This window comes from Paraglaciecola sp. 25GB23A (assembly GCF_040012495.1).
Taxonomy (GTDB): domain Bacteria; phylum Pseudomonadota; class Gammaproteobacteria; order Enterobacterales; family Alteromonadaceae; genus Paraglaciecola.
In genome coordinates this window covers 586,689-601,330 of record NZ_JBDYKM010000001.1, presented here as the reverse complement: position 1 = coordinate 601,330, position 14,642 = coordinate 586,689, and the positions used below count along the sequence as shown (strand labels likewise).

Sequence of the window (14,642 nt, the reverse complement as noted above, 5' to 3'; positions counted from 1 at the left end):
ATAAGACTGAATAAAAGTCTATTAACTTCAGAGCGCCCTTTTCGTAATCCGGTCTCTTCAACTATTCAAAAAATTAAATAAGGAAAAAATATGTTGTCTTTTTTCGCTCCTCAACATTATAGCCAACTATGATCATCTGCTTATGTGATTAGATATTTGACAAACTTATTGATTCTCGTCAAACGGTGCTCTAAAAAATAAACATTCAACACTACTTTTTTTAAAACTTCTATAAAAAATCATAAAATATAGGTATTGTCATATTTGGTTAAAGAGTTGACGTCATTAATAGTGAGTTCTTATGAGTAAACCCAGAGACGCTCTCGAAGCGGAGATTGACCAGCTTAAAGCTCAACTTTCAAACGCTAAAGCTGAAAATATAAAGTATAAAAAATTATTTGAAGTCTCTGGGGACGCATTATCAATAATCGACCTTAAATCCGGTAAATTCACAGAATGTAATCAAGCTGCAATTAAGTTGCACGGCGTCGAAAGTGAAGACAATTTTCTTAATTTAAAGCCTTCCGATATCTCACCAGAGTATCAACTATGTGGGAGGCGATCTGAAGAAATGGCCGGAGAATACATTAAGAATGCCCTCACTAAAGGACCTCAAATTTTTCAGTGGGTACATTCTCGAATAGACGGCTCAACTTTTCCATGCCTCGTATCACTAACGGCATTTAATGTGGATGATGAAACTCTTGTTTTAGCCATAGGTCGAGACATTAGTGAATTAGTTGATACGCAAAATAAATTACATAAAGCTTCAACAGACATAGAACGAATTAGCTCCGCTTTCAATGAGGAAAAAGAGAAATTTGAACAGTTTTTTAGCTTAGCGCCGATAGGAATTGCAATTAATAGGTTAGACGATGGTTCATTTGAATATGTAAACAAGGAATTTAGTCGTTTTAGTGGTTATGACAAAGACGAACTAAATCAAATGGACTATTGGCAACTGACGCCGATAAAGTACGAAGAGCAAGAAAAAGAACAACTGCAATCTCTATCAGAGACAGGCCGCTACGGACCTTACTATAAAGAATATATTCATAAAAAGGGTTTCACATACCCCGTACAATTGACTGGCGTAAAAATTAAGAGGGCAAATGGCGATGAATTGATTTGTTCCGTCATCCAAGATATTTCTCATCAAAAACAAATAGAGTCCGAATTACAGATAGCCAAAAGCCAAGCTGAAACCAATACCTTGAGAATGAAATTGGCAAATGAATCTGCTCAAATAGGTGTTTGGGAGTGGGATGTTGTTTCGGGAGAGCTAATCTGGGATGAATGGATGTACAAGCTGTATGGCATTACAGAGAATTGTTTTTCTGGTGCTTATGAAGCGTGGACTAATAGTCTTCACCCTAGTGATATGGAAGCGTCTAACAAACAATTAGAGGATGCTGTAGCCGGTATAGGTACTTTCAATCCAGAGTTTAGAGTAGTACATCCAAACGGAGAGATTAGAACGATCAAAGCAAGCGCAGAGGTTATCAGAGACCATGATGGCAATGCATTAAAAGTTATTGGTGTGAATTACGACATTACAGACAAAATAAATGCGATAAATGAGTTAGAAACAGCTAAGCAAAAGGCCGAACATGCAACCCAAACGAAAAGTGAATTTCTATCAAATATGAGCCATGAAATACGAACGCCCATGAATGCAATTTTAGGCGGACTGCAAATGGTGAATATTAATAGCTTAGACACCAAATCCAAAGTCATGCTTAAAAATGCAGTATCGTCTTCCCAATCACTATTGACCATTATCAACGATATTTTGGACTACTCAAAAATAGAGAGTAATAAGCTAAGCCTTGAGCAAGAGCCTTTCTCAATGAGGGATATCATTAAATCTGTAAAGTTTGAAGTGGACAGTTTAGTCAGTAATAAGGGTATTCAACTGGCCATTAAGATTGATGAAAGTTTTCATGATCGCTGGTTGGGAGACATTGTCCGTGTTAAGCAAATATTGCTCAATCTTGTGTCGAATGCGGTTAAATTTACTGAAAAGGGTAGTGTAAACATTTTCTTTAGCGAAATTCCATATCACGAAAAGCAGGCTATTAGTATTGAAGTGGCTGACACAGGCATTGGAATAAGCGAGGAAGCTCAAGCACGTATATTTGATCGTTTTTCACAAGCTGACAACTCAACAACTCGTAAGTTTGGTGGTACTGGACTGGGTATGTCGATTACCATCAGCCTCACTCAGATGATGGGAGGAACAATTGATGTAAAAAGCAAGGTGGGTAGAGGGACAAACGTAAGAGTCATATTACCGTTAGCTATAACTAATAAGAGTATCAGCTCTCTCGTACAAAAATCTATGACTCCGCCGCAGTTGAAGGGAAAGAAAATACTGGTTGCTGAGGATAACGAAATCAATCAAATGGTCGTTCAGTCAATGCTCGAAAGCACTAACGCTGCATTAACCATTGTAGATAACGGTAAGCAGGCTGTGGAAGCCGCTAAGAAAGAAGACTTTGATTTGATACTTATGGATATTCAAATGCCAGAAATGGATGGTGTCGAAGCAATGAAAAATATCAGTAGTTTCAATAATCATATACCGATAGTTGCACTAACCGCGAATGCGATGGTTGATGACGTTTCCAACTATTTAAGCCAAGGATTTGATGCTCATATAGCAAAACCTATTGATATTAGTACCCTATACGGTACTTTGAGGTCATTTATAAAGTAAGCATCTGCTTTGTTGTGCTTTATCGCCAGTTCGGGCTTCGGAAAACCAACGGGGGAACTGCGGGGTCAGGGAACTGCGGGGTCAGAGCCGCTGAAATTGCAGAGAGAATTTAATCCCTGAATGACTATAATTTGCGCATTACCGCAAGTCAGCTCTAGCTCTTTACTCCAATAATAACTGTCTTTTTAAACTGATTTTCCTCTGTTAACTCCGTGTCCTCCGTGGTTTCAATTTGTTCTTTTATCTACTTCGACTTAAAAGATAACCCCATGACGGGGGATAGGCACAATACTGACTGTTAGATGAGGTCAAACGCTTTAGACTTCAAATATAATATCAATACTGAGCGGCTACACTTCAGCAGCGTTTTACTTTAAACAGCTATGTTTAACACTTAACCTCAGCTTGGGTTTTGGACTCCACCACTTTAGTTGAGCTATAGTGGTGGAGTCCAAACATTGAGTTGGGCTTACTTAGTTCGGAGCATCGCCTTCATCAATTTTTAAGGTCGGCGATTTAACATCACCTGTATCACTGAGTTCACTTAAAAAATCATCTTTATTTTTCAATAACTGTTGTGCACTAAAGGCACTGATTTTATAAGTCCAGTCCAGATAATATCCATCGAGCGCGGGAGAGCTAAATTGCACATAATAGTCATTGTCTACACTGGCTATTTTAAGTTGTAGTGTTTGATTTTGCTCGATGAGTACATTTATTTTTGCTATCACTTTGGCCTTCTGCCAACGTTCAGCATCCAAGGGCAACAATTGCTCAAAATCAAGCTCAATAAGACTATCGACATAAGCACTAATAATACCGGGATAACGCAGTTCTCTGTCTTTTGGTAATGCATCTAGGCTAAATACTTCATCATCAACCGATTTGCTGATCTTCCAAGCCTTAGAGTCACTGCGACTAATTGATTCTATATCGCTTGATTTAAATGGCAATAAAGGCCGCTGCAACCATTCAAACTCGTCACTAGGTAGCTCGATCACTTGGTCAATTAAATAACTTTGCGAGGACGAAGGTAGTCGCACATAACTGCCCTCTCCTAAGTTGGCTGTAATACCCACTAACACTTGCCATGGTTTTGCTGCACCACCCATATTGAGTGACACCAATGTCGCTAGACTATCAATATTGTCGATGGATTCCACCCCAAGATGATGATAGTTGCTCTGCTTTGTCGTTTTCGCCTCGGCCAATTTAGCTTGCACTATTTTTTGTAAGAAACCCGCTAATTTACTTTTATCAAGTGGGTAATGACCAAATAAATCCGGTAACTGAACAGTCCATTTATCGTCTACTAAACTGGCTTGCAAAAGAGTCTTTTGACTATTTTGCAGAGTAATTTCACTAATTTTGCCTGCTTGCTCTATGCCCGGACTAAACAAGTTTTCTTCAACTGGGCTCGCTGTTTGATTGTTATAACTTAACCAAACGCCTCCACCAACGGCTAAACAGGTGAGGAGTAATAAAAGGCCTAATTGCTTATTCATTCTCCCCCCTTAGTTACTTCGCGCTGCTCAGCTGTCGAACGAGTCCGCAACAAAGCGCTGAATAAAATAAGCAGCATGACTAAAATAAAAGGTGCCGCAGCAATATTGATCAATTTAATCCAATTTCCTAATTGTTCTATATCTTTGTCTAATTGATGACGCACTTCTCTTAGTGCCTTTCTAATTTCAATTTTCTTCTGCATGAAATTATCAATTGTTTGCTGCTGCTCAGCTGAGATAACTAGACCTGCTTCGTCTTCTTGTTGGGTTTGTAATTGCATCAATTGCTGCTCAGTGTCATCAAGCTGTTGCTGCAGGATCAACTCCTGTTCTCTGAACTTTTTCTCCGCTGCAACGGTAAGTTCATCAACTTTAATGAATGGACGAGCAAAAGTACCTCTGCTGCGAATACTGATTAAAGCTTCACTGCCACTTAAGTTTTCCACTGCATTAGTAACGAAATCACCATTATTAGCAAAGGGAGTAAAAACCATTTGTCCAAAAAAGTTTGCTTGTTGCACCCAAAAACGGTCAGCGAGTAAGTCAGTGTCACCGACCACAATTAAATTTAATGCATCGGTAGAGGCAGTAAAAGTGCTTGCATCTTGACCTTCTGGTGCTTGTTCAAAGGCAGACTTTGCTTTGCCTATCAAACGACCGGCCAATACAAACTCCTTATTTTTACTTTGAAACTTCTTAGCCAATTCATCAGGATCTCTGGTCATAGCATAGGTACTCACATCGATTAAATCGGCATTAATTGTCGATGTCATCAAAGGTAACCACTGGGTTTTAATATCTGACTTTTTGTTAAAGGTGCCAAATGAAGCGCCATTAATCACTTCAAGATTCGATGTAGTTATGTCTTCTCTATCTAACTGCTCAGCACCTAAGCCAATAAAACCAAAATGACGCGTAACACCACCTGCTTGAGTTCGAATATCTAAGCCCGCCATTGCGTCGAGCAGTACCTGTTTACTGTCAAACTCAATTCCCCACGCAGCAAACAGTGGATCTAAGGAAGAGCTGTTAGGTCCCATTGAACCTGCCATCATCGCCATTTGATCAGATTCATTGTGTGGATCAACAAAAACTAATAACTTGCCGCCCTTAAGTGCATATTGATCAATGGCATAAAGTAAACTTTCACTTATACCCTGGGGATGAACGATGACTAGAAGATCCGTATCTGTAGGTAAACTAGTACTGTCGCTGCCCACTAGCTCAACGTCATTAAGTTGTTGTAATTGAGTGTAAAACGTCCATGCAGGATCCATTTGTCCCGTCATGGGATTTTGCCCACCGGCAATATTGAGATCAGTCAACAAGCTTACTTTTGGTATTTTAGTCGAGCTAAGTTGATGGATAAGCTTGCTTATCTCGTACTCCAAAAAACTTTCTTGTTTCGGGTCAAAGAAAGCAATCACTTTGTGTTCACCAATAGCATTCGTCGCTGCCAAACCCATGTATATCGCTTCTCCAGCGGCGCCAATGGTGGCACCCGTTAGGCCATATTGATTGGCTTGGTCCTCTTGTTCAGAGAAGGGCTGAGGGTCGATAACCTGCAAGGTCAACTTACCTTTGGCCATGGTTTGATATTCACTTAGTAGACTTTCTACGCGGTTGGCATAGTTTCGCAGACTCGTCATATTCTTAGACGATTTGTCAGAAAAGAAAAAATATAAATTAATCGGCTCATCGATTTCTGCCAGTACCTGTTTACTGCCACCAGAGAGCGAATAAACTTGGTTTTCGGTTAAATCAAGACGAAAAGGAGACAGCACTTGATTATTAATCAACACTAAGGCAAAAAACACTATCGCTATCAGTAACAGACTAAGTGAGGTAGTAAATTTATTTTGCATTATTAGTCCGCCTTCTTTTGATCAATGATGAGTAAACCGACAAATAACCATGTTACTGTCACCAATAAAAAGTACGCGATGTCGTTCAAAGCAATGACTCCTTTAGCTAATGCTTCAAAATGCGTTAGGAAACTGAAAGAAGCAATCGTATCCATCACGACGCTGGGTGCCCAGTTCTTAAAAGCATCCAAAACAATGTTGCTGCCACTGACAACAAACAAAAAGCACACCAGCACTGATAAAATAAAGGCAATAACTTGGTTTTTAGTCATAGCCGACATACAAATACCGATGGCTAAGAATGCTCCGGCCATAAACCAACTACCAATGTAAGCCGCTAAGATAATGCCATTATCAGGATGGCCTAAATAATTGACGGTGAGCCACAAAGGAAAGGTTAATAATAAAGCGAGGCCAAGCACCAGCCAAGCCGCTAGATATTTGGCTAACATGGCTTGCCATGTACTGATGGGTAGTGTCATCAATAACTCGATGCTGCCACTCTTTCGTTCTTCTGACCAAGTTCGCATCGCCATGGCGGGTACCAAAAATAGGTACAACCAAGGATGGAAGTTAAAAAAGGGCAATAAGTCGGCTTGACCACGTTCATACAAACTGCCAACAAAAAAGGCAAAAACCCCAGATAATATTAAAAAGATACCAATAAAAACAAATGCCACAGGTGTCGCGAAGAAACTGGCAAATTCGCGCTTTACTAAAATCGTTACATTACTCATTTATTAGTCTCCAATTGAGTAATTTCCCTAAATACATCATCTAATCTACCCTGTTCAATAGTTAAACTATCGACTGGTAATTTACAGCGTTGAATATGCGCAGTAATTAAATGTAAAATTTGTTTATCAGGTTCTGGAAACAAAGTGACCTCGTCGTTTTCAGGATTAACCTGCATCTTAGCTACACCATCTAATTCGGCCAATTCAGAAATGTCGGCTTTATAGCTAAAGCGCAAAGTAACTGCACCGTAGTAGCTCGATTTTCGATTCAACTCATCAGGTGTGCCATTAAACAGTAACTTGCCTTTGGCAATAATCATTACGCGGTTACATACTGCACTGACTTCTTCCAGTATATGAGTAGAAATAATGACCATTTTATCTTTGGCCAGATTTTGAATTAAGCGACGAACTTGATGTTTTTGATTCGGATCTAATCCATCTGTTGGCTCATCTAAAATGAGAATTTGGGGGTCATGAATAAGGGCTTGAGCGAGGCCAACCCGTCGTTTAAAACCTTTTGATAGATTCTCGATTGGCTTATCAAGCACTTCTTGCAGCTCGACTTTACCAATAACATCTTTTATCCGTTCTTTCTTTTCATTGCCCGAATAACCTCTAATCTGGGCAATGAAATTCAAAAATTGCAGGGTTGTCATATCACCATAAGCTGGTGCCCCCTCGGGCAAGTAACCGATACCTTGTTTTATCGCTTTAGCCTTATTTTTAAATGACATATCAAATATCGATATCTCGCCACTACTGGGCGGTAAAAATCCTGTGAGCATTTTCATAGTAGTGGATTTACCCGCACCATTGGGACCCAAAAAGCCCACGACTTCGCCAGGCTTTACATCGAAACTAAGATCGTCAACGACAACAACATTGCCGAACGACTTATACAAGTTTTTTACCGAGATCATAACTATCCTAAAAATGATCGAAAACACTGAGCTAAGATATAGTGATGACTCAGGTATTTTCAACACTAGTGTGGGTTTATATGCAATTTAACTTTTTATATTATTCCAATTTAACAAGGCCGAATTTTCTATATAGAAGTAGCTAAAAGTCAGTCCGCGTTATCGACTAAATTTAACCATTAAGGTTCAATCACTAAAAGTAAATGTCATTATTTGTTACAAATATAGCTTTATTGTTTGCTGTGTTATTTGCCTTGGCAAGTGGAGTAAATTGCATTATTGTCGAACTATGAACCTACCTAAAACATCATTTAATTTTCAGCTCTTTTCATTCAATAGAGAGCGAAATACTGATGCCCATTATCTGCATAATTGGCGTGCCAGCAATTTTTCAATTTTCAAACGCTTACTTAACTTAAGTTTGGTGATTATAGGCGTAGTTATTTGTAGCAAGCTTTGGTTGGTTCATAGCAAACAAGAGTCGCTATGGTATCACCAACAGGCCAATCAATTAGGCCGCAGTTTGGCCAAACTCAGTGCCCAAACAATGATTAAAGGAATAATAGAACAAGATGAACAAAATCTTGTGCAACAAATCAGCTTTTTAACTAACAATGATTATGTTTTAGGTGTCGCACTTTACAACCAAAAAGGGCAATTGATTCAGCAAGAGAATGCTGAAAGTGTGATTTTTGTTGGCGACCAAAAATTGACTAAGCCAACCTTAACCTTTATCCAAGAAGTTCGCTCAGATCAGAATGACATCATCGGCTATCTACGTGTTCTGCTCGACGAAACAAAAGTCATGCAATTTCATTTTGATTATCAACAACAAATGATTGAAAAATTTGAAGTCTTATTACTACTTGCTGCACTCACTGGCGGTATTGTTACTAGGGCGTTTTATACTATCAGATATCGCCAATATCGACGCAAACTCAAAGAAGATTCAAACAGTGCCGATATTATTTAAGACCGAATACACATTTTGACAACATTGAGCAGCGATCTCATCTTGGCTTTCAGTACGTAATTTGCTCAACTCTGCCAATATAAGGGGTAAATTTTCCGGCGTATTGCGCTGACCTTGCTTACCCGCTAGGGGCATATCAGGCGCATCGGTTTCTAATACTAATAATTCCAGAGGCAGTTGACCGACCACTTGTCGGGTTTTCTGAGCTCGAGCATAAGTAATTAATCCTCCAATACCCAATTTAAACCCCATCTCCTGATAAGTCAGAGCTTCGTGCAAGCTGCCCGAAAACGCGTGAATAATCCCCCCACCAGAAAACCGACATTGTTTTAAGGTTTGAATGATTTCGTTGTGTGAATGCCTGTGATGCACAATGATAGGCAAGTTAAAATCACTGGCGATGGCTAGTTGTGATTTAAAAACCTGCAATTGCAGATTAACATCCACATCAATTGCTTTATCAAGTCCAATTTCACCTAAGGCAACAATTTGATCGCGGTATGTTTGCAAATATTCAGACAAGCGGCTCAGGTCATTAGCTTGGTATTGGGCTAAAAAATAAGGATGCAAACCCAGGGCTGGTTTCAGGGCTTTATATTGCTGACTTAATTCCATTATTTTTTGCCAAGAACAAGCCTGTGTGCCAGGTATAACTAGGGTATGAATAGATAAATCTGCGCAGTGCTCGATCACCAGCTGGCGGTCATGATCGAAGCAGTCAAAATCTAGATGGCAATGGGAGTCAATCAACATAATAAAGCACAGGTAGGACTAAGCCCCTTAAAAGAGGCACAGGCACCTATGGCATCAGGCGCTGATGCTGCCATTGTTTATTCTCATCTAAGGAGAAAACAAATCTATCGTGCATACGATGTTCTCCGCCTTGCCAAAATTCAATTTTATGGGGTACAACCCGATAACCACCCCAAAAACTAGGAAAGGGAACCTCTCCTTGCATAAATTTTTGTTTAGCTTCGTTAAACTGTGACATGAGTAGCTGTTTGGTCGCAATAGGTCGGCTTTGTTTCGAGACCCAAGCAGCTATTTGGCTTGGTTTGGGTCTTGAAAAAAAGTATTTGGTGACTTCAGCAACACTTAACTGATGTGCAGTACCACTGATCTTTACTTGTCTGTCGAGCATATGCCAAGGAAAATGTAATGATATTTTATTATTATGCTTAAGGTCGTCGGCTTTTTTACTGCCTAAGTTTGTATAGAAAACAAAACCGCCTTGGCTGATGTCTTTTAATAATACGATACGCTGCGACGGTTGCCCTGAAGCATCAACGGTTGCCACAGTCATCGCAGTCGGATCGTCTAACTTTGCATCAACTGCATTTTGTAACCAAATATCGAACAACTCTAAGGGATCGTCTTTTAGATTTTCGGTATCTAATCCGGACTTTGTATAGTCCCGTCTGATATCACTAATAGATTGCATACCTAACCTCATTGTTTGAACGGAATTTAATTATCTAAACCATAACCAAGACTGCGCAAAGCTCGTTCATCATCAGCCCAGCCCGACTTAACTTTGACCCACAATTCTAAAAAGACTTTGGCATCAAATAAGTTTTCCATATCTTTTCGAGCTTCTGCACCAATGGTTTTAAGTCGTTGGCCACCCTTGCCTATCACCATACTTTTTTGACTATCTCGTTCTACTAATATCAAGCCATTAATCCGGTACATGCCGTTTTCACTTAATAAAAATTGTTCAATTTCCACTGTGACTGAGTAAGGCAACTCTTCTCCAGTAAAACGCATGAGCTTTTCACGAATGATTTCTGAAGCCATAAAACGACTGGAACGGTCGGTAATATAATCTTCAGGAAAGTAAAATTCACTGGGTGGCAAGCTTTGTTGTACTAACTTACGCAACTCTTCAACGTTTTTACCCGTTTTAGCCGATACTGGCATTATCTTGGCAAAACTATGCTGCTCACCTAACCATTTTAAATGAGGTAACATGGTTTCTTTATCTTTAACGTTGTCTGATTTATTAACGATCAACCAACAAGGTGAATCACTCTGTTGAATCTTGGTTAAGACCATCTGGTCATCGTCTGTCCATTTAGTGCCTTCAACAATAAACAACACCAAACCCACATCACCAATTGAACTTGAGGCCGCTCGATTCATATAACGATTGATGGCACGTTTCTCTTCAATGTGCAGACCGGGTGTATCAACATAGACGGCTTGATATTGTTCTTCACTGTCGATGCCCATTATTCTATGACGCGTGGTTTGCGGTTTGCGTGAAGTGATACTGACTTTTTGTCCCAGTAATTTATTGAGTAAAGTCGACTTACCCACATTGGGGCGTCCCACAATAGCAATCATGCCGCAATAGGTATTATCCTGCATTTGATAATTTCTCAAAGGCTTGTCTTGCTGCCTTTTGTTCTGCTTTTCTACGACTATTACCCTTGCCAATAGTAGGTTTGTTCAAACCCGCCACCGAGCACTCGACGTAAAAAATTTGTTCATGGGATTGGCCAGTAATTTCACTCACCTCATATATGGGTAAGGGTAACTTTCTAGCCTGCAAATATTCTTGTAAACGGGTTTTATCATCTTTAGACACCAACAGTGGATCTAGCTCTGCGAGTCTTGCTGCAAACCACTGTAGTACGATGGGTTCACACTGTGACAATCCACCTTCTAGGTATATAGCACCTATAATGGCTTCCAATGCATCAGCTAGTATTGAGTCGCGTCTAAAACCGCCACTTTTTAATTCACCGGGACCAAGTAGCAATAAGTCACCTAGGTCAAACTCTCTCGCTAAGATGGCAAGTGTATCGCCCTTAACCAAATTCGAACGCATCCTAGTTAACTTTCCTTCTGGCTGAGAAGGGAAGCGTTGAAACAGTTCTTTAGCGATAATCATACCGAGTATGGCATCACCGAGAAACTCTAAGCGTTCATTGTGCTTTTTATTGGCACTACGGTGAGTCAGTGCCATCTTCAGATTGTCTGGTTCTACAAAAGTATAACCAATTTTTTTGTACAAATTGACATAAGGATCAACAAGTTGCATTTAGTGAATGCCACCCACTCTGGCAAATCTAACACCGGTAGGGATCCATCCTGGTACCCAACTACTTGGTACACGATCAAATTCAAAACTGATCCAAATTGCTACGGCTTTTCCGACTAGGTTTTCTTCTGGTACAAAGCCCCAAAAACGACCATCTAGACTATTGTCCCGGTTGTCACCCATAACAAAATAATGGCCTTCAGGTACTAACCATTCATCTACCTGTGTACCAGGTTGCTGATAATATTCACCTGAACGATTATTTTTACTGGTTGTGCGATATATTTGATGACTCGCCTCACCTAGCTGTTCGGTGAGTTTTTCTAAGGGAGCAAAGTTTTGAAACTCCTCGCCCACACTTTCAAATTTCAGCTCGACTGTTTGTAGCGGGAGGCAATTATCAACCACATTACAGGCTGGCTTGATTTGCAGTTGTTTATTGCGATATATAATAGTGTCTCCAGGCAAACCGACAACACGTTTAATATAGTCTAAGCGAGTATCAACAGGATATTTAAACACCACTACGTCACCGCGTTCAGGTTCACCTATATCAACAAACTTTTTGCGTAAAACAGGATCCCTTAAGCCATAAGAAAATTTTTCAACCAGGATAAAATCCCCGACTAATAAGGTTGGCATCATTGAGCCAGAAGGGATTTGAAACGGTTCATATAAAAACGAACGTAAGACCAAAACAAAAGCGATGACTGGAAATATTTGCTGTGCCGTGTCTACTAACCAAGGTAGTTGTTCATCGGCTTGAATGCCAGCTTGTGCTTTTTGCATTGTGCCGCCTAAAGCCATGCGCTCACGTCGTTTGGTCGCAAACAACAAACTGTCAACTAGCCAGATTAATCCGGAAGCTAAAGTTAATACTACCAAGAAAATAGAAAAATAATTTGCCATCTATTTACCCACCTTCAATATTGCCATGAAAGCATCTTGAGGGAGTTCTACGTTACCCACTTGTTTCATACGTTTTTTACCCTCTTTTTGCTTCTGCAACAATTTTTTCTTACGGCTTACATCACCACCATAACATTTAGCTATTACGTTTTTACGAAGTTGCTTAATCGTGCTTCTAGCAATAATTTGATTGCCAATCGCCGCTTGAATAGCAATGTCAAACATTTGTCTTGGAATGATATCCCGCAATTTTTCAACAATATCTCGCCCACGGCCTTGCGCGTTATCACGATGCGTAATCATAGCCAATGCATCTACTTTTTCAGCATTTATCAAAATATCTAAACGCACCATATTAGCCAATTGAAAGCGTTTGAAATTGTAATCTAATGAAGCAAATCCGCGGCTTGTAGACTTAAGTCTATCAAAGAAATCCACTACCACTTCGGCCATCGGTAGGTCATAACTTAAAGCGACCTGTTTACCGTGGTAAGTCATGTTATTCTGAGTACCTCGTTTTTCAATACACAGCGTTATGACGTTACCCAAATATTCTTGCGGCACCAATATATTGGCTTCCACTATGGGTTCGCGAATTTCCTGAATGTTATTCACTGGAGGCAATTTAGAAGGGTTATCCACATAAATTACCTCACCAGAAGAATCTACAACCTCATATACCACTGTTGGTGCAGTCGTTATTAAATCAAGATTATATTCACGTTCCAGACGCTCCTGCACAATTTCCATGTGCAGCATACCTAAGAAGCCAATACGGAAACCAAAACCCAGCGCTGAGGAACTTTCAGGCTCAAAGAACAGAGACGCGTCGTTCAAGCTAAGTTTGTTGAGTGCGTCACGGAAGTCTTCATAATCGTCTGAGCTGATAGGAAACATACCAGCATAAACTTGTGGTTTTATTTTCTTAAAGCCCGGCAGAGCTTGTGCGGCAGGATCTTTGGCTAAGGTAATAGTATCGCCCACTGGGGCGCCGTGAATTTCTTTTATACCAGCAATAATAAAGCCAACTTCACCGGCACTTAATACTCCTGTATCGGTCGCTTTTGGCGTAAAAATTCCAACTTTGTCAACTTGGTGAATAACCCCGTTTGACATAATTTTCATTTTATCGTTTTTACGCAACTGGCCATCAATGATACGCACCAATGAAACAACCCCTTGGTAATTATCAAACCAAGAATCAACGATTAAGGCCTTTAGTGGTTTATTAGGATCGCCTTCTGGACAAGGCACCTGCTTTACAATCACTTCAAGTACGTCTTCAATACCGATACCCGTTTTAGCTGAACAACGCACAGCATTCATCGCTGGTATGCCAACGATATCCTCTATCTCGGCCGCAACACGATCAGGCTCAGCTTGTGGAAGATCAATTTTATTGATAATCGGCACGACTTCCATTTCTAATTCAATGGCCGTATAGCAATTAGCCAAGGTCTGAGCTTCAACCCCTTGTCCGGCATCAACTACTAACAAAGCACCTTCACAAGCCGCTAAAGACCGAGATACTTCGTAAGTAAAGTCAACATGCCCCGGAGTATCTATAAAGTTTAATTGATAGGTTTCTCCATCTTTTGCAAGATAGTTCAAGGTGACACTTTGTGCCTTTATGGTAATTCCGCGTTCGCGTTCAATGTCCATTGAATCTAGAACTTGTTCAGACATTTCACGGGCTTGTAAGCCCCCACAATGCTGGATAAGTCTATCTGAAAGAGTTGATTTACCGTGGTCGATATGGGCGATTATTGAAAAGTTACGTATGTGCTTCATTTGCATAGCGATTTAGAAAAGTACCTAGTGCTGTTGCTTTCCCCCAAGTGCTTGTCAGAACAATGCAAGCATGCTCAGGCGAAATATGGGAACAATTGATTAAATAGGGCTGGATTTTACATTTTTATAGTTAACTTTGCGACAAGGATCTGAGGATTAGTTTCAGTGGAGTAT

At 40.1% G+C, this 14,642-nt stretch carries 12 protein-coding genes; 2 read left to right on the top strand and 10 right to left on the bottom strand.

Features of this window, described 5'->3' with window-relative positions:
* Positions 1–301: 301 nt before the first annotated feature.
* The gene (locus ABKW31_RS02590; RefSeq protein WP_348614646.1) at positions 302–2,719 is read left to right on the top strand and encodes a PAS domain S-box protein; all 2,418 of its coding nucleotides are present in this window, start codon (positions 302–304) and stop codon (positions 2,717–2,719) included.
* 473 nt (positions 2,720–3,192) lie between these two features.
* Here ABKW31_RS02590 and ABKW31_RS02585 read toward each other — a convergent pair whose 3' ends face one another.
* The 4 genes from ABKW31_RS02585 to ABKW31_RS02570 are packed head-to-tail and all read right to left on the bottom strand — an operon-like array spanning position 3,193 to position 7,749.
* Entirely contained in the window at positions 3,193–4,224 is a 1,032-nt protein-coding gene (locus tag ABKW31_RS02585) for a DUF4340 domain-containing protein (RefSeq protein WP_348614645.1), read from the bottom strand.
* Positions 4,221–6,089, bottom strand: a complete 1,869-nt coding sequence (locus tag ABKW31_RS02580) for a Gldg family protein (RefSeq protein ID WP_348614644.1) — start codon at positions 6,087–6,089, stop codon at positions 4,221–4,223. The genes ABKW31_RS02585 and ABKW31_RS02580 overlap by 4 nt, the downstream gene beginning before the upstream one ends.
* Positions 6,090–6,091: 2 nt before the next feature.
* Positions 6,092–6,826 carry an ABC transporter permease subunit gene (locus ABKW31_RS02575; RefSeq protein WP_348614643.1) on the bottom strand — a complete coding sequence of 245 codons (735 nt, stop codon included), beginning with the start codon at positions 6,824–6,826 and terminating at the stop codon, positions 6,092–6,094.
* Positions 6,823–7,749: an ABC transporter ATP-binding protein gene (locus ABKW31_RS02570; protein WP_348614642.1), complete on the bottom strand. Its 927-nt coding sequence runs from the start codon at positions 7,747–7,749 to the stop codon at positions 6,823–6,825. Before ABKW31_RS02570 ends, ABKW31_RS02575 begins: the two co-directional genes overlap by 4 nt.
* A gap of 289 nt (positions 7,750–8,038) precedes the next feature.
* Between ABKW31_RS02570 and ABKW31_RS02565 the strand changes: the two genes are divergently transcribed.
* Positions 8,039–8,722 (top strand): AhpA/YtjB family protein, encoded by a 684-nt coding sequence (locus tag ABKW31_RS02565; protein WP_348614641.1) that lies wholly within the window; start codon positions 8,039–8,041, stop codon positions 8,720–8,722.
* On the opposite strand, the gene ABKW31_RS02560 is transcribed toward ABKW31_RS02565, so the two are convergent.
* The 6 genes from ABKW31_RS02560 to lepA are packed head-to-tail and all read right to left on the bottom strand — an operon-like array spanning position 8,699 to position 14,474.
* Positions 8,699–9,475: a TatD family hydrolase gene (locus tag ABKW31_RS02560; RefSeq protein WP_348614640.1), complete on the bottom strand. Its 777-nt coding sequence runs from the start codon at positions 9,473–9,475 to the stop codon at positions 8,699–8,701. The genes ABKW31_RS02565 and ABKW31_RS02560 overlap by 24 nt on opposite strands.
* Before the next feature lie 46 nt (positions 9,476–9,521).
* Positions 9,522–10,163, bottom strand: a complete 642-nt coding sequence (gene pdxH / locus ABKW31_RS02555) for a pyridoxamine 5'-phosphate oxidase (RefSeq protein ID WP_348614639.1) — start codon at positions 10,161–10,163, stop codon at positions 9,522–9,524.
* 26 nt (positions 10,164–10,189) lie between these two features.
* A complete protein-coding gene (era, locus tag ABKW31_RS02550; protein WP_348614638.1) occupies positions 10,190–11,092 on the bottom strand; it encodes a GTPase Era in 903 nt (300 codons plus the stop codon).
* Positions 11,082–11,768, bottom strand: a complete 687-nt coding sequence (rnc, locus tag ABKW31_RS02545) for a ribonuclease III (RefSeq protein WP_348614637.1) — start codon at positions 11,766–11,768, stop codon at positions 11,082–11,084. Before rnc ends, era begins: the two co-directional genes overlap by 11 nt.
* Complete coding sequence (gene lepB / locus ABKW31_RS02540; protein ID WP_348614636.1) at positions 11,769–12,677, bottom strand: signal peptidase I; 909 nt, start codon at positions 12,675–12,677, stop codon at positions 11,769–11,771.
* A complete protein-coding gene (gene lepA, locus ABKW31_RS02535) occupies positions 12,678–14,474 on the bottom strand; it encodes a translation elongation factor 4 (protein WP_348614635.1) in 1,797 nt (598 codons plus the stop codon).
* Positions 14,475–14,642: the final 168 nt, after the last annotated feature.

Bases quoted from the DNA above. Each gene is read 5' to 3' on its own strand.
- ABKW31_RS02590 (WP_348614646.1), top strand. From the start codon at position 302: ATGAGTAAACCCAGAGACGCTCTCGAAGCGGAGATTGACCAGCTTAAA.
- ABKW31_RS02585 (WP_348614645.1), bottom strand. From the start codon at position 4,224: ATGAATAAGCAATTAGGCCTTTTATTACTCCTCACCTGTTTAGCCGTT.
- ABKW31_RS02580 (WP_348614644.1), bottom strand. From the start codon at position 6,089: ATGCAAAATAAATTTACTACCTCACTTAGTCTGTTACTGATAGCGATA.
- ABKW31_RS02575 (WP_348614643.1), bottom strand. From the start codon at position 6,826: ATGAGTAATGTAACGATTTTAGTAAAGCGCGAATTTGCCAGTTTCTTC.
- ABKW31_RS02570 (WP_348614642.1), bottom strand. From the start codon at position 7,749: ATGATCTCGGTAAAAAACTTGTATAAGTCGTTCGGCAATGTTGTTGTC.
- ABKW31_RS02565 (WP_348614641.1), top strand. From the start codon at position 8,039: ATGAACCTACCTAAAACATCATTTAATTTTCAGCTCTTTTCATTCAAT.
- ABKW31_RS02560 (WP_348614640.1), bottom strand. From the start codon at position 9,475: ATGTTGATTGACTCCCATTGCCATCTAGATTTTGACTGCTTCGATCAT.
- pdxH (WP_348614639.1), bottom strand. From the start codon at position 10,163: ATGCAATCTATTAGTGATATCAGACGGGACTATACAAAGTCCGGATTA.
- era (WP_348614638.1), bottom strand. From the start codon at position 11,092: ATGCAGGATAATACCTATTGCGGCATGATTGCTATTGTGGGACGCCCC.
- rnc (WP_348614637.1), bottom strand. From the start codon at position 11,768: ATGCAACTTGTTGATCCTTATGTCAATTTGTACAAAAAAATTGGTTAT.
- lepB (WP_348614636.1), bottom strand. From the start codon at position 12,677: ATGGCAAATTATTTTTCTATTTTCTTGGTAGTATTAACTTTAGCTTCC.
- lepA (WP_348614635.1), bottom strand. From the start codon at position 14,474: ATGCAAATGAAGCACATACGTAACTTTTCAATAATCGCCCATATCGAC.